The organism is Desulfosarcina sp. (assembly GCF_033791525.1).
Classification (GTDB): Bacteria; Desulfobacterota; Desulfobacteria; order Desulfobacterales; family Desulfosarcinaceae; genus Desulfosarcina.
This window is the reverse complement of record NZ_JASJGN010000187.1, coordinates 1-22,203: the sequence shown is the minus strand read 5'-3', so window position 1 is coordinate 22,203 and position 22,203 is coordinate 1. Positions and strand designations below refer to the sequence as shown.

Here is a 22,203-nt window from a genome sequence, read left to right as displayed (position 1 = left end):
GAACAAGGTTTTATCGGCCACCGTCTGTTAGTCGGTATCCTGCGCAATCATTTTGCGAATGACGCAGGGAAGAATCCCGCCGTTTTCAAAATATTCCACGTCCACCTCGGTATCCAGCCGAGAGATGACCGTAAAATTGATTTCGCTGCCATCTGCCTTGACGGCCTTGACGGCCAGCGGCCTGCGGGGCGTCATGCTGCCGATCCCGGAGATGGTGAAGGTCTCCGAACCATCCAGCCCGAGGCTTTGCGCGCTATCACCGTCGGAAAAAACCAGGGGAAGTACCCCCATGCCTACCAGGTTATTGCGGTGGATGCGTTCATACGACTGGGCGATGACCGCCTTGATGCCCAGCAGGGTGGTACCCTTGGCCGCCCAGTCCCGGGAGGAGCCGGTGCCGTATTCCTTGCCGCCCAGTACGACCAGCGGGGTGCCTTCACGCGCGTAGGCCATGGCCGCATCGTAGTTGGTCATTTCCGTCTTTTCGGGATATTTCAGGGTGAAACTGCCCTGCTTGGGGGTCACCAGATGGTTTTTGATGCGGATGTTGCCGAAGGTCCCGCGCATCATCACCTCATGGTTGCCCCGGCGGGAACCGTATGAATTGAACTGGTCCGCGGCAACGCCGTTTTCGATCAGGTACCGGCCTGCCGGATAGTCCTCGGGAATGGCACCGGCGGGTGAGATGTGGTCGGTGGTAACCGTGTCCCCCAGCAGCAGGAAGCAACGGGCGTCGATGATATCCCCCGGTTGCTGTGGGTTCAGGGAAAATCCTTCGAAGTAGGGCGGGTTTTTAATGTAGGTGGAGGCATCCTTCCAGGCAAAGGTGGTGCTTTGGGCAACCGTTAGGGCTTCCCAGAAACGATCACCGTCAAAGATGCGTGCGTATTCCTTTTCGTAAAACGCTTTTTTAACGTGGGTTCGGGTCAGTTCGTCGATCTGGTCGTTTGACGGCCACAGGTCTTCCAGGTAAACGGGCTGGCCATTGGGATCGATGCCCACCGGCTCCAGGGACAGATCGATATCCACCCGGCCGGCCAAGGCGAAGATGACCACCAGCATGGGTGATGCCAGGAAATTGGATTTGATGTTCTGGTGGATGCGGGCTTCGAAATTGCGGTTGCCAGAAAGTACGGCGGCCACGTTTAAATCGTTTTTCTCGATGACACTTTCGATATCGGGATGCAGGGGACCACTATTGCCGATGCAGGTGGTGCAGCCGAAGGCGGCCAGATGAAAGCCCAGGGCGTCGAAGTAAGGCACCAGGCCGGCTGCCTCCAGATAATCCATGACCACTTTGGATCCCGGCGCCAGGGAGGTTTTAACAAAGGGTGGCACCTTGAGGCCTTTAGCAACCGCGTTCTTGGCGATGAGGCCGGCCCCCATGAGCACGTGGGGGTTGGAGGTGTTGGTGCACGAGGTGATGGCGGCAATGACGATGTTACCGTCACCGATTTTTATCGGCCGGCCATCGAGTTCCATGTCGAACTGGCGTTGGGTCACCGGGTGGCAGCGTTTGGCGCGCACGGTTTTGCATCCGGATTCATCGTGAAATTCAGATATGCGCTTGACTTCGGCATCCCGGTCGTATTCGCAGCCGAGGATATCGGCAAAGGTTTTTTTGAGATTGGGCAGGGAGATGCGGTCCTGGGGGCGGGCAGGGCCGGCCACCGATGGCTGGACCGTCGCCAGATCAAGCGTCACCACCTGGGTGAACGCCGGATCCGTTTCACCGGTGTAGAACATGCCCGTGGCTTTGGTGTAGGCCTCGACCACCCTTGCGCGGTCGCCTCTGCCGGTCAACTCGAGATAGTCAAGGGTCTTTTCGTCGACCGGGAAAAATCCCAGGGTGGCCCCGTATTCCGGGGTCATGTTGGCAATGGTGGCCCGATCGGTCACCGACAGGCTTTTCATGCCGGGACCGAAATACTCCACAAACTTTTCGACCACATTGATTTTGCGTAGCATCTCGGTGATGGTCAGAACCATATCCGTGGCGGTGACACCTTCTTTCAGGGTGCCGTTGAGCTTAACGCCGATCACCTCGGGGATGGACATGTAGTAGGGCTGGCCCAGCATGACCGCTTCGGCTTCGATGCCACCCACGCCCCACCCCATGACGCCGATGCCGTTGATCATGGGGGTGTGGGAGTCGGTGCCCACCAGCGTGTCCGGATAGGCGATGGTTTGGCCGCCCTCATCCTGGGTGATGACCACCCGGCCGAGATTTTCCAGATTGACCTGGTGGCAGATGCCCGAATTGGGGGGCACCACCTTGAAATTGGCAAAGCTTTTCTGAGCCCACTTGAGCAGTTCGTAGCGTTCGCTGTTGCGGCTGTATTCCAGCGCTACATTCTTTTCCAGGGCGTCGTCGGTGCCAAAGTAGTCCACCTGGATAGAGTGATCCACCACCAGTTCCGTGGGAACCAGGGGATTGACCCGCGCGGGGTCCTTGCCCATGGCCTTGACCGCATCGCGCATGGCCGCCAGGTCCACCACCGCCGGCACGCCGGTAAAGTCCTGCATGAGCACGCGTGCAGGGTGATAGGGGATTTCCACCGGCGACTCATAGGTTTTTTGCCAGCGGACGATATTGGCCAGGTCCGCTTCCGTGACCACCCGGCCGTCGAGCTTGCGCAGCAGGTTTTCCACTATAATTTTGATGGAAAAGGGCAGATTCTCAACGGATGCCCCAGTGTCGGCGGCAAACTGATTGAAATCAAAGAACGTGACGGTTTTTCCATCGACTTTAAGCGCCTTTAAATAATCCGTGTTTTTCATGGCAAGGTCCTTTTCGGGGTTGAATGGAACTCGAAAATGATCGAATGAACAAAAAAGGAACGAATGGTCCGGAACGATATTATTCTGGAAATGGGATACCATAACGATGAGTCAGGTTATTCTAAAGTAAAGAAAATCGATTGGCAGGGCAAGAAAAAAAACGGAAGAAAAACGACCGACAGAAAACCAGGGACCGATGCACGGGAATTCCAGAAATCTGTTTTAAACGTAACCATGAGTATTGGCCCTTGACAAAAATCCAACCATGGAACATGTGGAGGACCCCATTGAAAAACCGCTCAACCTAGTATCATTAATAATGATAGCGACGTGTTAATCTGGACCTTGCTTGGGATTTGAAAATTGTAATTTGGAATTTATTTAGAAATTGGTGCTTGTTATTTGTGATTTTCAGTTTGTCCGGGATAGTTTCGGCAGATATAAGGAAAAACATGACCGTTAAGAAAAAACAGATCATCGAATGTGACGTCATCGATGTGGCCTTTGGTGGAAAGGGTCTGGCCAAGATCGACGGCTTTGCCGTATTCATCGATCAGACCGTTACCGGTGACCGGGTGGCCGCCCGCATCATCAGAAAAAAGCGCAACTACGCCGAAGCCGTGGTGCAGGAGCTGCTGACACCATCGCCCCTGCGTGTGGATCCACCATGCCCCTACAGCGGATTTTGCGGCGGCTGCAAGTGGCAGTTCATCGACTACCCGCACCAGTTGGACTTGAAACGCCGCCACGTCGCCGAATCCTTGGAACACATCGCGCTGATGAGCGGAACATCCGTTCATCCGACGCTGCCGTCTGACACTATTTTCGGGTACCGCAACAAAATGGAGTTTTCCTGCTCGGACCGGCGCTGGCTGATGCCTCAGGAAATGGGCAGCGGCGCGGATATCAGCTTCGCACTGGGGCTGCATGTGCCCGGTACCTTTCATAAGGTATTGGATACCCGGGCATGCCTGCTGCAACCGGAAGCGGGAAACCGCATTCTGGATGACGTGCGCACCTTCATGCGTGCGTCGGACCGGCCGGTTTACGGGCTTCGAAGCCATGAAGGCTTCTGGCGATTTCTCATGCTGCGGCACTCGGCGGCCCACGACCAATGGATGGTCAACATTGTTACAGCCAGCGAGGATCACGACGCGGTCATGCCACTGGCCGATACGATCATAGACGGGTTTCCCGAAGTGGTCTCCGTGGTCAACAACATTACGGCCAGGCGCTCGAGCGTGGCCATTGGCGAGCGGGAAATCCACCTGGCCGGCAAACCAGTGCTGACTGACCGGATCGGCGGATTCGAGTTCGACATCTCAGCCAACTCCTTTTTCCAGACCAACACTCGCGGTGCGCAAAAACTTTACGAAATCGTCGGTCGATACGCGGCTCTCAAGGGACACGAGAAAGTGCTGGATCTATATTGCGGCACCGGAACCATCGCCATCTGCCTGGCCAAACAGGCCGGCGAAGTGATCGGCCTGGAACTGGTTGAGAGCGCCGTGGAGGATGCCCGCAAGAATTGTCGCATGAATAGCATCGACAACTGCCGATTTATCCTTGGGGATATCAAGGACACCCTGAAAACCATCGATACGGCACCGGATCTGTTGGTGATCGACCCCCCACGCGCCGGCATGCACAAACATGTGGTCAAACAGGTGCTCAGGCTGGGGTCGGAGAAAATTGTATACGTGTCCTGCAACCCGGCCACCCTGGCCAGGGATCTACTGGAACTCAAGGAGGTGTATGATGTTGAAGAAGTCCAACCGGTAGACATGTTTCCACACACCTTTCATATCGAATCGGTGGCCCGGCTGATTAAAAAAAGAGGTGTCTAACCGCGCTATCGAGCTGAAAATAGACTTTCATCCTTTCACACCTTCAGTATGTATGGCGGACAGGGGGTTAAAGGATTGACGGATTCGTATAAGAGTCCGATATCTGCGTTACGCGTCATCCCTCGTCACTGCGGAGTACCGTAAGTACGCTACCTACGTCACCCGCGATAGCGGTATTCTCAGGATGGAACATGAATGTTAGCCGTAGTGATGAAGGTCGATATACTGTTCGCTCGCTAAAGCTCGCTTTCGCGGCCCGCAAGCCTTGATCTCGAACTTTTTACGAATCCGTCGGAAATGCGACTTTTTACGAGTTTATCAAAGGATTGGATGGTATCGATGTGTCACCGTGCGCCGATGCTTTAGCAGAACCCATCGAATTGGAAAAGAGTTGTTAATTCAAGTTAACTGCGTTAATGAATTCAGCGGTAATGACGCAATCCCGGATCAGATAGTGCCTGCTAATGGGGCGCCGCTTATTTTGCATTTCGCCGTCTGCATGAATCAACGTTTCCACATTCTATTCCAGCCGATGCCTTCGGTACAACGACAAATTGAACACGCAGGAGCCCAACCATGTCGACGTTTCAGAAGCTACGCAAAGAAGAGCGCGAAACACGCAAAAACCTCATTGTCAATGCCGCCATGGATCTGTTCAGTCAGAAAGATTTTCACAAGATCGGTATGCGGGATATTGCTAAACGGGCCGGCATTTCAGCTGCTGCAATTTACCGCTATTTCCCCAGCCGGGATGATGTTTTCGTCGAGGCCCTGGTTTGCCACATGAAAGTGGTGGAGGAGTTGTTTGAAAAAAAGGTGAAGGCGGGGCAAACATCCTTGGAGGAACTGGCCATGGGAAGCGTGGACTACCTTTTGGAGAATGAATCCGTGTTCCAGATGATGGGCCATTTCATGATTACCGGACAGATCCAGCAGAAGGCATTGGATCGGTATAACACAATGCAACGCAATTTTCTAAATATATTGGAAAAAGTAAACAATCAAACCGATATCGGTATGAACAATCGTCTGGTAACCCATGCCATATACGCATCGGTTACCGGGGTCGTCATGTCCTTCAAAAACTACCCGGGTCGTTCGCCCGAGGAGATCAAGCGCCACATTCACCGGTTGGTCCGCATCATCAGCAGTGTCTTCTCGACAGGGAACATTCCAGAAAGCCTGCGTGAAATGCCGGGGCAGGATATTACCAAACTTCATAGCGGTTGATATTCAACCATTCCGACCTGAAAAACGATCCGCTGATTCAGGCCCAGAACGAAACAGGATCCCTTATGATCGTCGAACGCTGGATATTACTGGTTTCGATGTCGCTGGCAGTGATGGCCTGCTCGCCAAGACACCTGGTGGTAAGCCAGATTGCTGATTTGGTAGACCACGGAATTACTGCATATGAGCGTGATGACGATTTGGATCTGATGGAAAAGGCGCTCCCGGCCAATATTAAACTGCTTGAAACCGTGCTGGCGAACTCGCCCGATGATCGTCAATTGCTGACGATGTTGTCCCGGATGTATGCCAGCTATGCATTCGGTTTTGTGGAAACCCGGCTTGATGAGACGACTTATCTTGTCGATTCTTCGGACAGCAGGGTACGAGAGATGGATTTGTTGAAAAATCAGGTGAATCGATACTACGAAAAGGGTGTCGGTTACGCTCTGATGGCATTGGAAAAGAGTACACCGGGTGCGATGGATGCATTCCGAACGGTCGACACCATCACGCCCTATCTGGACAAACTGGGCAGGGTGGAAGTGGCCCCGCTCTTCTGGTATGGATTCAGCCTGGGAGCCTGGGTCAACCGCAACCTCGATTCTGTCCGGGCCGTATCCCAGGCACATGTGGCTCGCAAGGTCATGGAGCGGGTGCTCGAACTGGATCCTGCGTATAACCATGGGGGCGCGCATCTTTTCCTGCTGGTTTATTTCGGTTCCCGGCCGCCCATGATGGGGGGAAGCCAGGACAAGGCCCTTGTCCATTATCAACAGTTGAAAACGATCACCGGAGACCATTATCTTCTACCGGATCTATTTTATGGTCGCTTCTGCCTGTATCAACAACAGGACCGGGAGGGATTTATCGACATGATGCAGCGAATCATAGACCATCCCGCCAGCGAGAATGAGGTGTCCTTGTACAATGCCATTGCCGGTCGCCGGGCGGTTGCATATCTGGCCGCAGTGGATACCCTGTTCGAATAGACCGTGCACAATCAATTGACCCATTGACGCTTGAAACCCACTCAACCAATGAAACGAATTCAACCAATTAGACTAATTGTTACGCTGCTCGCCATGGTTTCCCTGGTGGTGTGCGCTTTTCCCTGTGTCGGGTTCGCTGGTCCGACTGAGATAAAAATTGCCGTGGTAATGCCCGAGGGCAGCACGTGGACCCGGACTCTGCATGAATTTGCCGATGCGGTAAAAAAAGAGACCGGCGGCGATGTGGCAATTAAAATTTATGCCGGCGGGGTCAGCGGTGACGAGGTGGATGTCCTGAGAAAAATGCGGGTCAACCGCCTCCATGCCGGCGGATTCTCCGGGGTGGGGTTGGGGCTCGTTCTGCCGGAGATACGGGTTTTCGAAGCGCCTTTGCTGTTTAACACCTATGAAGAGATCGATTACGTCAAGGAAAAGATGTTCGATGACTTCGCCGGCCGGTTTGAAAAAAAGGGGTATGTCCTGCTGGGGTTTGCCGAAGCTGGATTCGTTTACCTTTTTTCAAAACAGCGCATCGACACGATGGACCGCCTGAAGCAAACCCGGATGTGGGTGTGGAAAGGGGATCGGGTGGCGGAAAATTTTCTGGACGCCTTTGGTGTGCTGGGCTACCCCCTCCAGCTTGTGGATGTGAATACCGGACTGGAGACCGGGATGATCGATTCGTTTTATTCTCCACCGCTTGCATCTGTTGCCTTCCAGTGGTACGCGAGGGTGAAGTACATGCTCGATTTTCCCATGGTCAACTCTACCGGCGCCCTGTTGATGAACAAACGAACCTTCTACGAACTGGATCCCGAGAACCGGGATATCGTCAGCCGGCTGGTCAGGCAATACGCTGCAAGACTGGTCCGGTTAACCCGTAAGGACAACGCCGAAGCCGTTCAGGTGCTCAGCGAAGCGGGTATTACCCTGATCCCGTCCACACCCGAACAAACTGCTGCATTCAAACGAAGCGCCGAAAAGAATTATGAGATGAGCATACCTTCCCTTTACTCAAAAGAACTGTTCGATCAGGTTCGTGGATTGATCGCGGAGCACCGGGATCGGGTAAAGTGAAACCATGATCAAAGCCATCAAGCGCGTGGACGATGCACTGGCGCTGTTCGAAAAAAGCGTCATCGTCCTTTGCTTTTCACTGCTGGTTTTTTTTATCATTTTTAACATCCTTTCGCGCAATCTGTTTCATCTGCCGTCCCATAAAATTTTTGAGGCCGGCCCCAATCTGGTTCTTTGGCTGGCCCTGCTGGGCGCATCGCTGGCCCTGAAGCGGCAGCGGCACATCCGGCTCGAACTGGTCCTGCGCTATTGCAGTGACCGCATCCGGTTGTGGGCTGCCGTAGCGGTGAATCTGTTTGGCGCCCTGGTGATGGGGATCCTTCTGGTCACCTCCTTTGAATTCGTTAAAAATGAAATCGCCATGTTCGGCGACTGGGGCCGGCTGTCCATGATCTTCCCCTTCTTTTTCAGCGTGGCTGCGTTTCGTTACCTGGCCGCGCTGCTCTACCGGTTTGCGTCCTCGCCAACGGCAGAAACAACCCAGCGAACCAAGCCGACCCGATGAATCCACTCACCCTTGCCATCGTTGTCATTCTGGTCCTGGCGCTTCTGGAAACGCCCTTATTTACTATCATTGCCGCTTTGTCCATTGCCTGTCTCTACCTGGTGGAGCATGATTGGTTGGCGCTTCAGACCATTCTCATCGAAATGAACCGTCTGGGTGCCATGCCCGTGTTGGTGGCGCTTCCGTTGTTCACCTTGGTGGGTTGTCTGCTCACCGAGACGCGGTCGCCTCAGCGCATCATGAATTTCCTCGACGCGCTGATGGGATGGCTGCCCGGCGGACTGGCCATGGCGGCCCTGTGCGCCTGCGCTTTTTTCACCGCTCTGACCGGTGCCAGCGGCGTGACCATCGTGGCGCTTGGCAGCGTCCTTTATCCGGTGATGCGCGATAAAGGATACGGTGAAGAGTTTACCCTGGGCCTGTTGACCACCTCGGGAAGCCTGGGGCTGCTTTTTCCGCCAAGCCTGCCCATCATCCTTTACGGGGTTGTTGCCCAGGTGGACATCGGCAACATTTTCAAAGCGGCACTCGTTCCGGGCCTCCTTCTCATCGGGGCGCTTTGCGTCTACGCCTTTTTCAAACAGCTGGCAGCCGGCCGTCGGCGGAGCGTCCACAGCGGTATTTCCGTTAAACGGGTGAAAGCCGCCTTTTTAGACGGTATCTGGGACTGGCCGGTGATCGGCATCATCCTGGTAGGCGTGTACGGTGGGTTTGTCACCATCGCGGAGGTGTCTGCCGTTGTGCTGATCTATGTGGTCGTGGTGGAGTGCTTCGTCTTGAAAGAGATCTCTTTTTTCAATACGCTGCCGTCGGTTATCGTTGAAAGTGCGGTTCTGTCTGGCGCCATTATCGTCATCCTTGGGGTCGCGTTGGGATTTACCGGTTTTTTGGTGGATCAACAGATTCCCAATCAGATCCTCGAATGGTTGACCGCATTGAGCGACAGCAAACTGCTTTTTCTGGCCGGATTGAACCTGTTCCTGCTGGCGGTGGGTTGCATCATGGATATTTTTTCAGCCATTGTTATCGTGGTTCCCATTATCGTTCCCATTGCCCTGTCATACGGCGTCGATCCCATCCACCTGTGTGTCATTTTTCTGGTGAACCTTGAGATCGGCTACTCTACACCGCCTGTGGGCATCAACCTGTTCATTTCCAGCCTGAAATTCGAAAAACCGGTGACCTTGCTATACCGGTCGTCATTGCCATACTTGTTGATTTTATTAGGGGTGTTGATCGTCATTACCTATTTTCCCTGGCTGAGCTTGTTTTTTATTTAACCTCGAAGGGTGTCTGTCGAACCCACCTTGTTTTTAACCGGTCATACTACGGGATTTTGAAGCATGAACATGCACGATGATCTTGACAAAAGCCGCACCCGGCTGAAAAAAGAGGCCACAGCTCTTCAGAAGATGGGGGAAAAACTGGTTTTGCTTTCGGACGACCAGCTGGGCCGGATGGATTTGCCCACGCGTTTACTGGAAGCCATCCAGACTGTCCGAGCGATAAAATCCCATGGGGCCCGGCGGCGTCAAATGCAGTATATCGGCTCTCTGATGCGCAGCGTGGATGCCGAACCGATCGAACAGGCTCTCCTATCGATCGAACAGGGCGCCTATGGGCAGGCCAGAGCCTTCCATCGGATCGAAGCCTGGCGGGACCAACTGGTTGACGGAGACGATGACGTCTTCCAGGAAATCCTGGACACCTTTCCAGATGCGGATCGCCGTCGCCTGGGACAACTGGTGCGCAGCGCCCGCAAAGAAAAGGAAAAAAACGCACCGCCGAAGTCCGCTCGCAATCTCTTTCGTTATCTTAAATCGTTGGCTGCCGGGAAGTGACATCAGACAGGCGCTAGAACGCGCCCAGCTGACACTTCGAAATTTTGACTTTCATGGCCTCGCAGGCCGATGATACTTCCAGTCGCGTCAGGCTCATTTTTTTTGCCAGATCCCAGGCTGCCAGACAGGTGATGCTGTCGCCCTCCATGGCCTTGCGGATAGAAGTTTTGAGGGGTTTTGTCACCATGGCCGCCGGTTTTACCGCTTTTTTATTTTTCGTATCATAACCGAACAGCCCCAGCTGGCATCGGCGGATCCGTTTTTCCAGCAGGTCGATGTTCACGCCCACTACCTTCGGGGAGTTGGCCTGTTTTTTGGCAATGGCATGGGCTGCCACGCAGGTGATACGCCCCTCTTTTTCCCTACCGGCAATGGCGTCGGCAATAGCCTTGTCGATTTTTGCGCCGGGATGTTTGGCCCCGTAGTGTCCGGCATCTTCGTGTGCCATGGAAAACCCCTTTTCGCTAAGTATGGTGATCGATCGGTGGTAACGATGTACCACGGTCTAAGTGCCCAGTTTGCGCGATGGGCCACGTTTTTTCATCGGTTACTACATTATCGCTTGTTTTTAATTCCGGCAAGTACCCAGTTGAGACTCCATCCGACCACAACCGGTCCGATACCCAGCGTGGCAAAGGGCATGAGGTTCTGCTGCCAGGGCTTGAAGTAAAACGCACAGGCAAGCGGCCAAAGGATAGACAAAATGATGGCCAGTCGTAGCGTCCAGGAAAGCTTGAGGGGCGCACGGCGCAGCACTACCTTCGGGGGGGCCGGTCTCGGTTTCATCATCCGGGGAATCAGGAATATCCCCGAAATGACAAGGACGATAACCAGAATTTCCTGTATTCCTGAAAACATGGGCACCTTCGCCGGTTCATGCTGCCGAGTGGGTTGCAAGGGGCATTTGGTGTAGCATAAACGCAAGGGTTAGGCAAACATGGGGACATGTCCAGCGGCGAAAAAAGGATTTCCGCACAGGCAACGCCTGATCAACGGTGGTTAGGAAAACAAGCCGCCCTGTGATATATTTTTGCGACGATTAACGCTGTGCGAGGAGTAGCTAACCATGAGGCTTGACAACGACGGCCTGTTTCATCCGCTGATCAATCGATGGTTCGAAACCCAGATCGGTCGACCCACCCGGATTCAGGAGAAGGCCTGGCCGCTGATTGCATCCCATGCCCACGTGCTCGTTACCGCACCTACCGGCAGCGGGAAGACCCTGGCTGCCTTTTTATGGGCCCTGGACCAGCTCATCCGCCAGCGGTGGAGAACCGGACAGACACGGATCCTCTATATCTCCCCGCTCAAGGCACTGAACAACGATGTCCAACGCAACCTGATTCGACCACTGACCGAGATCCGCCGGCTGTTCGAAAAAAACGGGCTGCCTTTTCCTCCGATTCGGGTGCTTACCCGCAGCGGGGACACCCCATCACACGATCGACGGCAGATGATCCGGCGTCCCCCGGAAATTCTGATCACCACCCCGGAGAGCCTGCACCTCATGGTTTCTTCCAATGGCGGGCGATCCATGCTGGGTCGGATTCGAACGGTTATCCTGGATGAAATTCACGCAGTGGTGGGCAACAAGCGGGGATCCCTGCTCATTTCAGCCGTGGATCGGCTGGTTCCACTTTGCGGTGAATTTCAGCGTATTGCGCTGTCGGCCACAGTCAAACCCGAAGGCGTGGTTGCCGGTTTCGTCGGCGGATTCACCATTGACCGCGACGAGGCCGACCCCCGGTATACCCCGCGGGAGGTGAAGCGCTGCGGGTCTAGCCGGCAGCATCAGGATTTAATTCATGTACGGATTCCGGATGCGGTCATGACCAGAGACAGTGCCCGCAGTGTATGGGAGGATCTGGCTGATCCATTCAGGCAGACCATCCAAAATAATCGCTCGACGATCATCTTTACCAATTCGCGGCGGCTTTGCGAAAAACTGGCCTTTCTGATCAATGCCGACCAACCCGACCCCATCGCATACGCCCACCACGGTTCACTGTCCAAGGAGCTGCGCCTTGAAGTGGAACAGCGGCTCAAAAAAGGCGACCTCAAGGCCATTGTGGCCACCGCCTCGCTGGAATTGGGCATCGATATCGGATCGCTGGACCACGTGATCCTGGTACAGTCGCCCCCATCCCTATCCTCGGCGGTGCAGCGCATCGGCCGGTCCGGCCACGGGGTAGGGGAGGTCAGCCGGGCCACCCTCGTTCCCACCCATGCCACCGACAGTTTGACCGCAGCAGTGCTGGCCGAAGCCGTGATGGCAAGAGATATCGAACCGGTGCGGCCGATTGAATGCCCCCTGGATGTGTTGGCCCAGGTGGTGGTCTCCATGACGGGCGAACAATCGTGGAATGTCAACCTGCTCTTCAACGAATTACGCGCCTCCTATCCATTCCGCGGCCTTCGGCGTCAGGCCTTCGATCTGGTCGTCGACATGCTGGCCGGTCGATACGCCGCCACCCGTATCCCCGCATTGCGGCCGAAAATCGCCTTTGACCGACTGGACAACACCGTGACGATCCGAAAAGGGGCTCTACTGACCCTTTACACCTCGGGCGGTGTGATCCCCGATCGCGGTTATTTTGGCCTGCGCCATAAAGAGACCGGGGCCCGTATCGGCGAGTTGGACGAAGAGTTTGTCTGGGAGGCCAAAACAGGCCAGACCTTCACTCTTGGAACCCAGAACTGGCGCATCCACCGGATTACCCACAACGATGTCTTCGTCCGGCCGGCCAGGCCCAAGGCAATGGCGCCGCCGTTCTGGTGGGCCGAGGAGACGGATCGGGATTTCTACCTGTCCGACAAGATCGCCCGCTTTCTGGAGACCGCCCAGAACCGGATGGCGGATCCAGGGTTTGTGGATCAATTGACGTCGCGCTACTGCATGGACGGCGATGGGGCTCGATTTCTAATGGCGTTTTTGAAACGTCAGCAGGAGAAAACCGGCTGCCCGCTGCCACATCGTCACCACGTGGTGGTGGAACGGATTCCGTCGGGAAAGGGTGGGGCGCCAATTCGACAGATAGTCATCCATACTTTCTGGGGCGGCCGGGTCAATCGTCCGTATGCGCATGCGCTGGAGGCAGCCTGGGAAAAGCGCCATGGATATGCGCCATCGGTTTTTCCCACCAACGATGCCGTCTACCTGCTGCTTCCCCCGGACGGGGAAGCCGACGACGTCATGACACTGGTTTCATCCAATGAGGTCGAAGCGCTGCTCAGGGAACGGCTTGAGGGATCCGGTGTCTTCGGTGCCCGGTTTCGTGAGTGCGCCGCTCGCGCCCTGCTGCTTCCCCGCCGCCATTTCAATCAGCGAATGCCCCTGTGGCTGGCCCGACAACAATCTCAACGGCTGCTGGATTCACTGGGGCGCTTCCCCGATTTTCCGATCCTGCTGGAAACCTGGCGCACCTGTCTTCAGGACGAATTTGATATGGCGGCCCTGGGCCAGGTGCTGCAAGAGCTGGAGAGGGGTACGATTGCCTGGTCCGAGGTTCACACTGCGTCACCCAGTCCCATGGCCCTGTCCGGTTCATGGCGGCAGGTTAATCAATACATGTACGCCGATGACCGGCAACCGGGCAGGGTAAAAACCGGTCTATCCGGCGACTTGCTCGAGCAGGTGGTTTTCACCCCTGAATTGCGTCCCGCGGTTGATGCCGGAACGATAGCGGCCTTTCAGGAAAAGCGCCAGCGGCTTCATCCCGGCTATGCGCCGGACAATCCCGTGGAACTGCTGGAATGGGTCAAAGAACGCCTGTTGCTCCCGATGGCGGATTGGGAACGGCTCCTCCAGCGTGCCGTTGTCGACAGCGGTGCGTCACTCAACGATCTGATTGATCCGCTCCGTGAAAAACTCATCAAGCTGGTTCCGGACGCATCGACCGGTGCGGATCGGTATTTGATCGTCGCTGCAGAGATGGCCGCCGGGATTGCCGAAGCCTTCACCCCCCGCAGTACGAATTTCCGGTGGACGACCTTAGAGGGACATCCAAAGCGTATTGGCGAGATATCCCGTGCACATGATTGGGGCACCGCGCCGACCGTTGTGGAAATAGTGGCCCAATGGCTCAGATTCTACGGGCCCGTGCCTGCTGATTTCATCCAAAAAGAATTGGGCCTGGATAAAAAGACGGTATCCGGGGTCCTGTCGGATTTGATTGAGGCGCGTGCCGTCATCGCCGGGAACCTGATCCGCGGACAAGATGAGGCGCAGGTTTGCGATGCGGACAATTTCGACACACTGCTGCGCATGACCAGACGCCTGCAAGCACCGGCCATTGAAATCCGTGATGTCCGGGAACTCGCTGTGGCGCTGGCCCATTTTCAGGGGCTGACCCGACCGGGAGATTCCCTGAATGCCCTGGCGTCGTGCCTGCAGTCGTTGACGTGCCTGCCGCTTCCCGCAGCCCTGTGGGAGTCGGAGATCCTTCCCGCGCGCCTTGTCAATTACGATCCCCAATGGCTGGATCGACTGATGCAGGAATCAGCGCTGATGTGGGTGGGCCGGCATCGTCGGCAGATCGCCTTTTGTCATGAAGGCGACCTTGACTTGATGATGAGCGGCCATGGGGACCATCCGGAAAACACGATTGGTGAGGAGATGACGGTACCCGACGTGACTCGCCTGTTTCCAGACAGCCGTGCGAGGTACAGTTTGTCTGCACTCATGGGCGACCCACCCCAACCGGCACGCCAGGTGCTGCAGCAGTTATGGGCCGGCGTGTGGGTGGGAAAAGTAACCAACGATACCATGATTGCCCTGCGGCGGGGCTTGGCCCGGGGCTTTAAGACAACCGGTCCGTCAAATGACTGGATGACCGCCGGTTATGGATCCTTGGCCGGCTCCCGACGAAGCCGGCGCAGGAAACCCGGCCGCCTGTTGGAAGGTCCGGTGGGAAACTGGCATCTGATCGACAATCCACAGCCACCCGAGGGGTTGATGGAGGTGGAGGAGATCGTCAAAGACCGGGTGCGATTATTGCTGGACCGCTACGGTATCCTGTTCCGTCAACTGCTGTCCAGGGAACTGCCCGCATTCCAATGGTCCGCCATATTCAGGTCGCTGCGGCTCATGGAACTTTCCGGTGAGGTCGTCGCCGGCTGTTTTTTCAATGACATACCCGGGCTGCAGTTCGTGTCTAACCGGATGCTTCGGCTGCTCCGGGAAAAACTGCCAAACGATCGCCTATACTGGATCAGTGCCCAGGATCCGGCATCCATCTGCGGGTTGGGAATCGATGCCATCAAGGGCGAGTTGCCCCGGCGTTCGGCCGGCAGCCATCTGGTCTATATCGGCAGCCGGCTGGCGTTGGTTTCAAACCGGAGAGGCCGTGTATTGCATATCCATCTGCCGGTCGATCATGATCGGCTGGCCGACTGCTTTGGGTTGTTCGACCACCTGTTGGGGCGCCGCATCGATCCGCTTCGGTCCATCACCGTGGAGACGATCAACGGTCAAGATGCGCAAGACAGCCCGTTTATTGAAGTTTTGGGCCATCGGTTCGATATTATCACAGAGACACGCGCGATTACCGTATACCGACGTGTGGCAACCTGACCGGGGGATTGAAGCATGGACACCCAGTGGCTGTTGCAGCTGCCGCAGCAGATGACGGAATCGGGAAAAAGCCTGCCCGCATCGTTGACCTTGCGCGCAGGGGATCGGTTGACCGCATCGGTAGTGGATGTGGAAAAGCACAACGACGCCCTGCTTTCCATCGGCCAGTTCAAGGCGTATGCCCGCCTGCCCCTGCCGGTCGTCACCGGCCAGGATATTCAGATCCGCGTGGAAGCCGCAGGAGAAAATCTTCGCCTGGTCATGGTGCCAAAAAGCGGCCAGGCGGCGACCATCAAGGATGGCGAGCGATTGCAGATTCACCTGTTCGAACCCATATCCGACAGGTCCTTTCTTTCCGACCATTTGCGGTGGCTGGTTCCCGGTGACTCACTTCAGGGACGCATTACCGGGTTCGAAAAAGATGGGCTGATGCTTGTGGATTTCGGAAAATTCAAGGCCTTTGCCAAAATCGACATCCCGGTTCACCAGGGTCAGGCCATTCCCCTCACCGTGGTAAAAAACGACAATGGCATCGCCTTTGCCATAGGTCCAAAGGCGCAAACCATCGGTTCGATCAATCTGCCTACTGCCACCGCGGTCGACGCAACAGCCAAAGAACAGTCACCGGCCCAACACGCGCAGCCGGACATGACGTCCAACCGACCAATTCAATCAGGGATGGTTCCGGCGGGCCCGTCTCCACCACCGACGGCTTCAGAAATGGCGGCGTTGAGAGAGCCGATTCAGCGGTTGCTCGAGGGGACGATTCAGCCTGAGAAAGGTCTTTCACCGTCGTTGTCCACCCCGATGAAAGGGGCGCTGATCAACCTGCAGCAGGCGCTGAGTCCGGCATCGCCAGCCGGCGATATGGCTGCGCTGGTGGCCAGGGTCAGGGATTTTGTCGAAAACTCAGGCGTCTATTTTGAAAACCGTCTGGGGCAGGCAATTATTGACCTTCAGGCCCGGTCCACGTCAATGACGCCGGCCGAATTGGCCCGGCAGCCGGTAATCCGTGACATCATGATCAACGACATGAAACCAAACCTGTTGATCCTGAAAGAATTTCTGGATGCGCAACCGCCGGATGCCCGCGGGGCGGACCGGCACATGCTGGAAACGTTAAAAAGTGTGGTTCAACGGGCGGTTTCCCACATCGAGCAGCAGCAGCTCATGGCTGCGGAAAAGCCGATGGATCCGGACCTGTTTCAGGCTTTTTCCCATCTGCTGTTTCTGACGGACACCCATCGCAATGCCCGCCTCAAGGTATACTACGCCAAAAGGGGGCGCGATGATGCCCACAAGAATCCCCGGGTTTCCCTTTTGCTGGACATGGACCGCATGGGAACGGTGCGCACCGATCTGTGGATGGTTGGCAAGGATCTGAACGTCACTTTTTTCGTCAAGGAAGCGGACGTTAAAGCGGCCATTGAAAGCGAACATCGCCGCATCGGAGAGATGCTCAACGATACCTTCAATACCGTTGCCGTCAGCGTGGTGGTCAACCAGAAAAAAATTGAAGAATTCGAAGGTGAAGATCTAACCCTTCCAACACGTCGGCAGGTGGACCTTAACATATGAACGACAGACAGATGAAAAAGGCGGCCGCCCTCAAATATGACCAGGCCACGAACATGGCTCCCCGGGTGGTTGCCAAGGGAAAGGGCCACATTGCCGAGCAGATTGTCCAGGCGGCCCGGGAAAACGACGTACCCCTCCTTGAAGACCGCAACCTGGCCAATGTGCTGGAGGCCATGGACCTGGAGGCTGAAATCCCGCCCGAACTTTTCCGGGCCGTTGCCGAAGTGCTGGTGTTCATATACCGGCTCAACGGCAAGTTATAGGCGTTAAGATAATCAATTTGGACAGCGTTATCGGTCGTCGCAGTATCACCCATAAGGCTTCCTCCCTATAGCCTTGCCAAATTAATTATCTTAACGCCTATATGATTTTTAGTCGAAAAGTGTCAATTGGCCAGTTTTAGGAGTTGGAATTGCCTTGGGGACGATTGCAGGCTGACCAATGGCAAGTGCCTCCGGCATTTCATAGGTAACCTGGTACTGGTTCTTCACCGTTTCTTGAATGGCCACGGGCAGTGGAATCATGAGTTCGACTTCCTGACGGGTGATTACCGGGAATCCGTAGACCTGGTTGGTGTGTTTGATGGTTTTGCTTGCCGCTTGACGGTTGCGGACAAATTGCAGATGCCCGTCAAACCGCTCGCCGATGCGGCGGCGACCCTGTTCGATCGCCGGTTGGCATCCTTGGTCAATCAACGGTTGGAAGGCCTTTTCCAACTCGAATCCCAGGCTGTTTCGGCCGGCTGCGGCTGCGGCAAACAGGGTGGTTCCGGTGCCCAGAAACGGGTCCAGCACCGTATCGCCCATGACCGAAAACATGCATATCAGGCGGTAGGCCAATTCAAAGGGGTAGGCACCGCTGCGTTTTCGCAGCTGTTTGTCGCCGGTTTTTTGCCTGGTTCCCTTCAGATCCATCCAGACATCGGAGAACCACTGGTTGCGCTCCTCCCAGAAAAAGGCGCTTTGCCGCCGGTTGGCTTTCTCCGCCTGGCTCTTGAACAGCCGTTTGTCTCCCTTGCGGAATATCAGGATGTATTCGTGCTCGAGGGTCACATAGGCACCGGGCGGCATCATGCCCGACCCCATGAACTTATTGGGTGCGTTGGTCTGCTTGCGCCACAGGATGTTGGGCAGGTTGGAAAACCCCAGCTTGAGCATGTGCGCGAGAATACGGCTGTGATTGGGGTAAAGGGCGAATTCGTCTTCAAGAGTCCGGGTGGCGTCCCCGATGTTGATGCAGGCGATGCCTCCGGGAACCAGGACCCGGTGGATTTCATTCCACACCCTGTCCAGCTGCCGGTGCATCAATTCAAATGCGGTCATACCCCTCTGGCTGTGAAGGGCCTTTTTGATTGCGGTGTGCTGACAAAACAACTCGTCCCACATCTCGATCATCGGGTAGGGCGGAGAGGTCACCACCAGGTGAACGTTTTGCGACGCGACATCGGACATTGTATTTGCATCGGCAAACCGGATGCGGTGTTCGGATATCATCGGGAATAAGGCTCCTTTATTATCCTTTTTTTGTCATGAAATGAGGCTTTTTTCAATACGGAGACCGTGGTATTTTGAAATTAAAATAATCGGAGACGTCTGACTCTCAACTCAGTTAGCGATGGCATGACCTGCGATGGCACCGGTGGATAAAAAAAATAGAAAATGGGTCTCCTTCATACTGGTGGCCACCGGAATTTTCATGTCCACCCTGGACAGCAGCATCGTCCATATTGCCCTTCCAGTCATCATGGAGAATCTAAACGCACCGTTCAAAACAGTTCAATGGATGGTTGTGATTTATCTGTTGACCATTTCTTCCACCCTGCTCGCGTTCGGCCGGTTGTCCGACATCAAAGGGAGACGATGGGTATACTGCTACGGGTTTGTCTGGTTTACATTGGGATCGTTGCTATGCGGCACCGCCGGTCAGGCGTCGTACCTGATTCTATCCCGCGCCTTCCAAGGAATCGGTGCCGCCATGATCATGGCCTGCTCACCGGCGTTGGTGGTGGATGCCTTTCCGCTAAAGGAGCGGGGAAAGGCCCTGGGACTGGTGGGTAACCGTTGTGGCCACGGGCCTGACGGCTGGTCCGGCGTTTGGAGGGCTGATTCTCCAGCATTTTTCCTGGCGGATGATTTTTTTCCTGAATGTTGCTATCGGTGCGGTAGCCGTGGTTGCCGCCTGGAAAATCCTTAAAGGAACCGCTGCGGAATCGGCGTCCCATGAGACCTTCGACTGGCCCGGCGTCGTTTTTCTGGCCGCAGCGCTCTTCAGTGTGTTGACGTTGATGCTGCACGTGGATAAATGGTCAATCGCATCTTACCGGATGATTGTTTTGACCGTGGTGGCTGTTGCCATGTCGGTGCTGTTTGTCCGGGCAGAACTGAAAACCGACTACCCCATTGTGGACACACATTTGCTTCAAAACCGATTTTTCATGGTATCGGTGATTTGTGCGGTCATTCTGTTCGCCGGATTGTTTACCATCACCTTTCTGATGCCCTTTTACCTGATGCGACCCGCCGGCCTCAGCGCGCAGACGGCTGGAGCCATCATGATGATTCCCTTCGGCTTTCTGTTTTTCCTCAGCCCCCTGTCAGGTTGGATAACCGACCGAGTCGGTTCACGGGCGCTCTATTTCGCAGGCATGGGCGGGTTGACTGCGGCCTTGTTTTCCTTCACAACCTTGGTCCCTTCCGCCGGCCTTTTTCCGGAAATCTGGCGCCTGGCTCTGGCCGGCGTCGGGGTGGCCCTATTCCTGCCGGCATACAGTGCCTCGGCAATGAGCGTGATCTCCATCCGTAAGCGGGGGATTGCGCCGGGGACGATTGCCGCCGCACGCAATTTTGGCATGGTCACCGGTGTGGCACTCTCGGGATTGATCTTCAGCCACACCTACACCCGGCTCAGTGGCGGCTTGAATGCCAATGTTTATGAGCCGACCCTTCAACCCGTTTTTATGAACGCCTTTCACTCGGCCATGTTTGCCGGTGCTGTGTGGGCCGCTGCCGGTTGGATACTGACCCTTTTCAGGGGGCGGGGAGATGCCCTGGACGTCCAATGACGGCCATGTCAGAACGAGACATTGTCCTGCATTTGATAGTCTCTGGAAGGGCGGGGCTTTGGTACCGTGAGAACAGGCGCCTTATCGTTGCGCTGCACCACCTTCCGGAACATGTAATCGGTTTTTTTCATTGCTGGTCGTTGGAAGCATAAATACTGATGGAACCGTCACTATTAGTTTAAGCTTGTTCCCAAAAAATGAAAAAAATTGGTGTTAACCTCTGAAAGTAATAGAAAATTGGGATTGATGAAAAGCGCATGATGTGTCTTGCACCTTGACTTTAGGCTTGAAATCAATAAAACATACCGTTTTGTTATTATTTATAGAAACGGATAGCGGCATAATCTGCAGGAGAAGGAGGAGCGAAAAGATGATCAAGGTGCTTGTCAGCGATGCTCTCGGCGATGCTGGGATTCAGATGTTTCGCGAGACAGAGGGAATCAATGTTGACGTAAAAACGGGGCTGACGCCTCAGGCGCTTAAGGAGATTATCGGCGGCTACGACGCGCTGGTGATTCGCAGCGCCACGCGGGTGACCAAGGAGATAATCGAGGCCGGGATAAAACTGAAAGTGGTCGGTCGTGCCGGCATCGGTCTGGACAATGTAGATATCCCCGCCGCCACCAAACGGGGTGTCGTTGTCATGAATACACCCACCGGCAACGTGGTCACCACCGCCGAACATGCCATTGCCATGATGATGGCCCTGACCCGGAACATCCCCCAGGGCACCCTTTCTTTAAAGGCCGGCCGCTGGGACAAGAAAAAGCTGCAGGGGAGGGAGGTGTTTAACAAAACCATAGGTGTCGTCGGTTTCGGAAAAATCGGTTCCATCGTAGCTGACCGGGCCAAGGGACTTCGCATGCAGGTGGTGGTTTACGATCCCTTTGTGGCGCCTGAACAGATCGAAAAGTCCGGTTTCGAAAGTGTGACCCTCGATGAACTCTACCAGCGTTCCGACTACATTTCGATTCACGTACCGAAACTCAAGGAAACGACCGGCCTGTTGAACAAGGCGGCCTTCGAAAAGATGAAAGACGGCGTGATGATCATGAACTGCGCCAGGGGGGGCATCGTCAACGAAGACGATTTGCAGGCGGCCATGAAATCCGGAAAGGTCGCCGGTGCCGCGCTGGATGTATTCGAGATCGAACCTCCCGGTGAGTGCCGACTGTTCGAGTTGGATCGGATCATCTGTACGCCCCATCTGGGCGCATCCACCCAGGAAGCCCAGACCAATGTGGCCGTGGCCGTGGCCCAGCAGATCATCGACTACCTGATCAACGGCACCATCGTCAACGCAGTTAATGTCCCCTCCGTGGCCGGGGACCTTTTACAAAAAATCGGCCCCTACATGGCGGTGGGCGATCGGATGGGGTGTTTGCAGGCCCAACTGGCCGACGGACCGGTCAAAGCGGTGACCATCGAATATACCGGCGATTTTAAAGGGATGGACATGGCCCCGGTATCCACTGCGATTCTCAAGGGACTGCTTACGCCCATGGTCAAGCATGCAGTCAACTTCGTCAACGCACCGGTGGTGGCCAAAGAGATGGGCATAAAAATCATTGAGTCAACCACATCGGAAGCCGAAGACTACACTCACCTGATAACCCTGCGGGTGACTTCAGAAGTCGGTGAGAATCTGGTTGCCGGCACCATCATCGGCCGAAGCGAATTAAAGGTGGTCAAGATTAACAATTTTCGCCTGGAACTGGT

17 protein-coding genes are annotated in these 22,203 nt (G+C 55.3%); 13 read left to right on the top strand and 4 right to left on the bottom strand.

Going from position 1 to position 22,203, the window contains the following annotated elements:
- Positions 1-27: 27 nt before the first annotated feature.
- A complete protein-coding gene (gene acnA / locus QNK41_RS09115; RefSeq protein ID WP_319255959.1) occupies positions 28-2,781 on the bottom strand; it encodes an aconitate hydratase AcnA in 2,754 nt (917 codons plus the stop codon).
- Between the two features lie 452 nt (positions 2,782-3,233).
- Here acnA and rlmD point away from each other — a divergent pair, with 452 nt between their 5' ends.
- The 7 genes from rlmD (at position 3,234) to yjgA (ending at position 10,273) form a co-directional block, all read left to right on the top strand.
- Positions 3,234-4,628, top strand: a complete 1,395-nt coding sequence (rlmD, locus tag QNK41_RS09110) for a 23S rRNA (uracil(1939)-C(5))-methyltransferase RlmD (protein ID WP_319255957.1) — start codon at positions 3,234-3,236, stop codon at positions 4,626-4,628.
- A gap of 576 nt (positions 4,629-5,204) precedes the next feature.
- On the top strand, positions 5,205-5,858 hold the full coding sequence (locus QNK41_RS09105; RefSeq protein ID WP_319255955.1) for a TetR/AcrR family transcriptional regulator: 654 nt from the start codon (positions 5,205-5,207) through the stop codon (positions 5,856-5,858).
- 65 nt (positions 5,859-5,923) lie between these two features.
- Entirely contained in the window at positions 5,924-6,850 is a 927-nt protein-coding gene (locus QNK41_RS09100) for a TRAP transporter TatT component family protein (RefSeq protein WP_319255953.1), read from the top strand.
- Positions 6,851-6,898: 48 nt separating this feature from the next.
- Positions 6,899-7,927 (top strand): TRAP transporter substrate-binding protein DctP, encoded by a 1,029-nt coding sequence (gene dctP, locus QNK41_RS09095; RefSeq protein ID WP_319255952.1) that lies wholly within the window; start codon positions 6,899-6,901, stop codon positions 7,925-7,927.
- 4 nt (positions 7,928-7,931) lie between these two features.
- Positions 7,932-8,432, top strand: coding sequence for a TRAP transporter small permease (locus QNK41_RS09090; RefSeq protein ID WP_319255950.1), 501 nt, complete (start codon positions 7,932-7,934; stop codon positions 8,430-8,432).
- On the top strand, positions 8,429-9,712 hold the full coding sequence (locus QNK41_RS09085; protein WP_319255948.1) for a TRAP transporter large permease subunit: 1,284 nt from the start codon (positions 8,429-8,431) through the stop codon (positions 9,710-9,712). The genes QNK41_RS09090 and QNK41_RS09085 overlap by 4 nt, the downstream gene beginning before the upstream one ends.
- Before the next feature lie 63 nt (positions 9,713-9,775).
- The gene (yjgA, locus tag QNK41_RS09080) at positions 9,776-10,273 is read left to right on the top strand and encodes a ribosome biogenesis factor YjgA (protein WP_319255946.1); all 498 of its coding nucleotides are present in this window, start codon (positions 9,776-9,778) and stop codon (positions 10,271-10,273) included.
- A gap of 13 nt (positions 10,274-10,286) precedes the next feature.
- On the opposite strand, the gene QNK41_RS09075 is transcribed toward yjgA, so the two are convergent.
- On the bottom strand, positions 10,287-10,721 hold the full coding sequence (locus tag QNK41_RS09075) for a hypothetical protein (RefSeq protein WP_319255945.1): 435 nt from the start codon (positions 10,719-10,721) through the stop codon (positions 10,287-10,289).
- 107 nt (positions 10,722-10,828) lie between these two features.
- On the bottom strand, positions 10,829-11,131 hold the full coding sequence (locus QNK41_RS09070; protein ID WP_319255943.1) for a hypothetical protein: 303 nt from the start codon (positions 11,129-11,131) through the stop codon (positions 10,829-10,831).
- A gap of 208 nt (positions 11,132-11,339) precedes the next feature.
- Between QNK41_RS09070 and QNK41_RS09065 the strand changes: the two genes are divergently transcribed.
- From QNK41_RS09065 to QNK41_RS09055, 3 genes are read left to right on the top strand one after another with little or no spacing between them, the layout of a single operon-like run.
- Positions 11,340-15,845, top strand: a complete 4,506-nt coding sequence (locus QNK41_RS09065; protein WP_319255941.1) for a DEAD/DEAH box helicase — start codon at positions 11,340-11,342, stop codon at positions 15,843-15,845.
- 15 nt (positions 15,846-15,860) lie between these two features.
- The gene (locus QNK41_RS09060; RefSeq protein WP_319255939.1) at positions 15,861-17,423 is read left to right on the top strand and encodes a hypothetical protein; all 1,563 of its coding nucleotides are present in this window, start codon (positions 15,861-15,863) and stop codon (positions 17,421-17,423) included.
- The gene (locus tag QNK41_RS09055) at positions 17,420-17,686 is read left to right on the top strand and encodes an EscU/YscU/HrcU family type III secretion system export apparatus switch protein (RefSeq protein ID WP_319255937.1); all 267 of its coding nucleotides are present in this window, start codon (positions 17,420-17,422) and stop codon (positions 17,684-17,686) included. The genes QNK41_RS09060 and QNK41_RS09055 overlap by 4 nt, the downstream gene beginning before the upstream one ends.
- A 108-nt stretch (positions 17,687-17,794) precedes the next feature.
- Here the strand turns inward: QNK41_RS09055 and QNK41_RS09050 are convergent, their stop codons facing one another.
- Entirely contained in the window at positions 17,795-18,916 is a 1,122-nt protein-coding gene (locus QNK41_RS09050) for a site-specific DNA-methyltransferase (RefSeq protein ID WP_319255935.1), read from the bottom strand.
- Between the two features lie 136 nt (positions 18,917-19,052).
- Between QNK41_RS09050 and QNK41_RS09045 the strand changes: the two genes are divergently transcribed.
- The 3 genes from QNK41_RS09045 to serA form a co-directional block, all read left to right on the top strand.
- Positions 19,053-19,616, top strand: coding sequence for an MFS transporter (locus QNK41_RS09045; RefSeq protein WP_319255933.1), 564 nt, complete (start codon positions 19,053-19,055; stop codon positions 19,614-19,616).
- On the top strand, positions 19,498-20,484 hold the full coding sequence (locus tag QNK41_RS09040) for an MFS transporter (protein WP_319255985.1): 987 nt from the start codon (positions 19,498-19,500) through the stop codon (positions 20,482-20,484). The genes QNK41_RS09045 and QNK41_RS09040 overlap by 119 nt, the downstream gene beginning before the upstream one ends.
- Before the next feature lie 370 nt (positions 20,485-20,854).
- On the top strand, positions 20,855-22,203 hold a 1,349-nt coding region (serA, locus tag QNK41_RS09035; RefSeq protein ID WP_319255931.1), incomplete at its 3' end, for a phosphoglycerate dehydrogenase.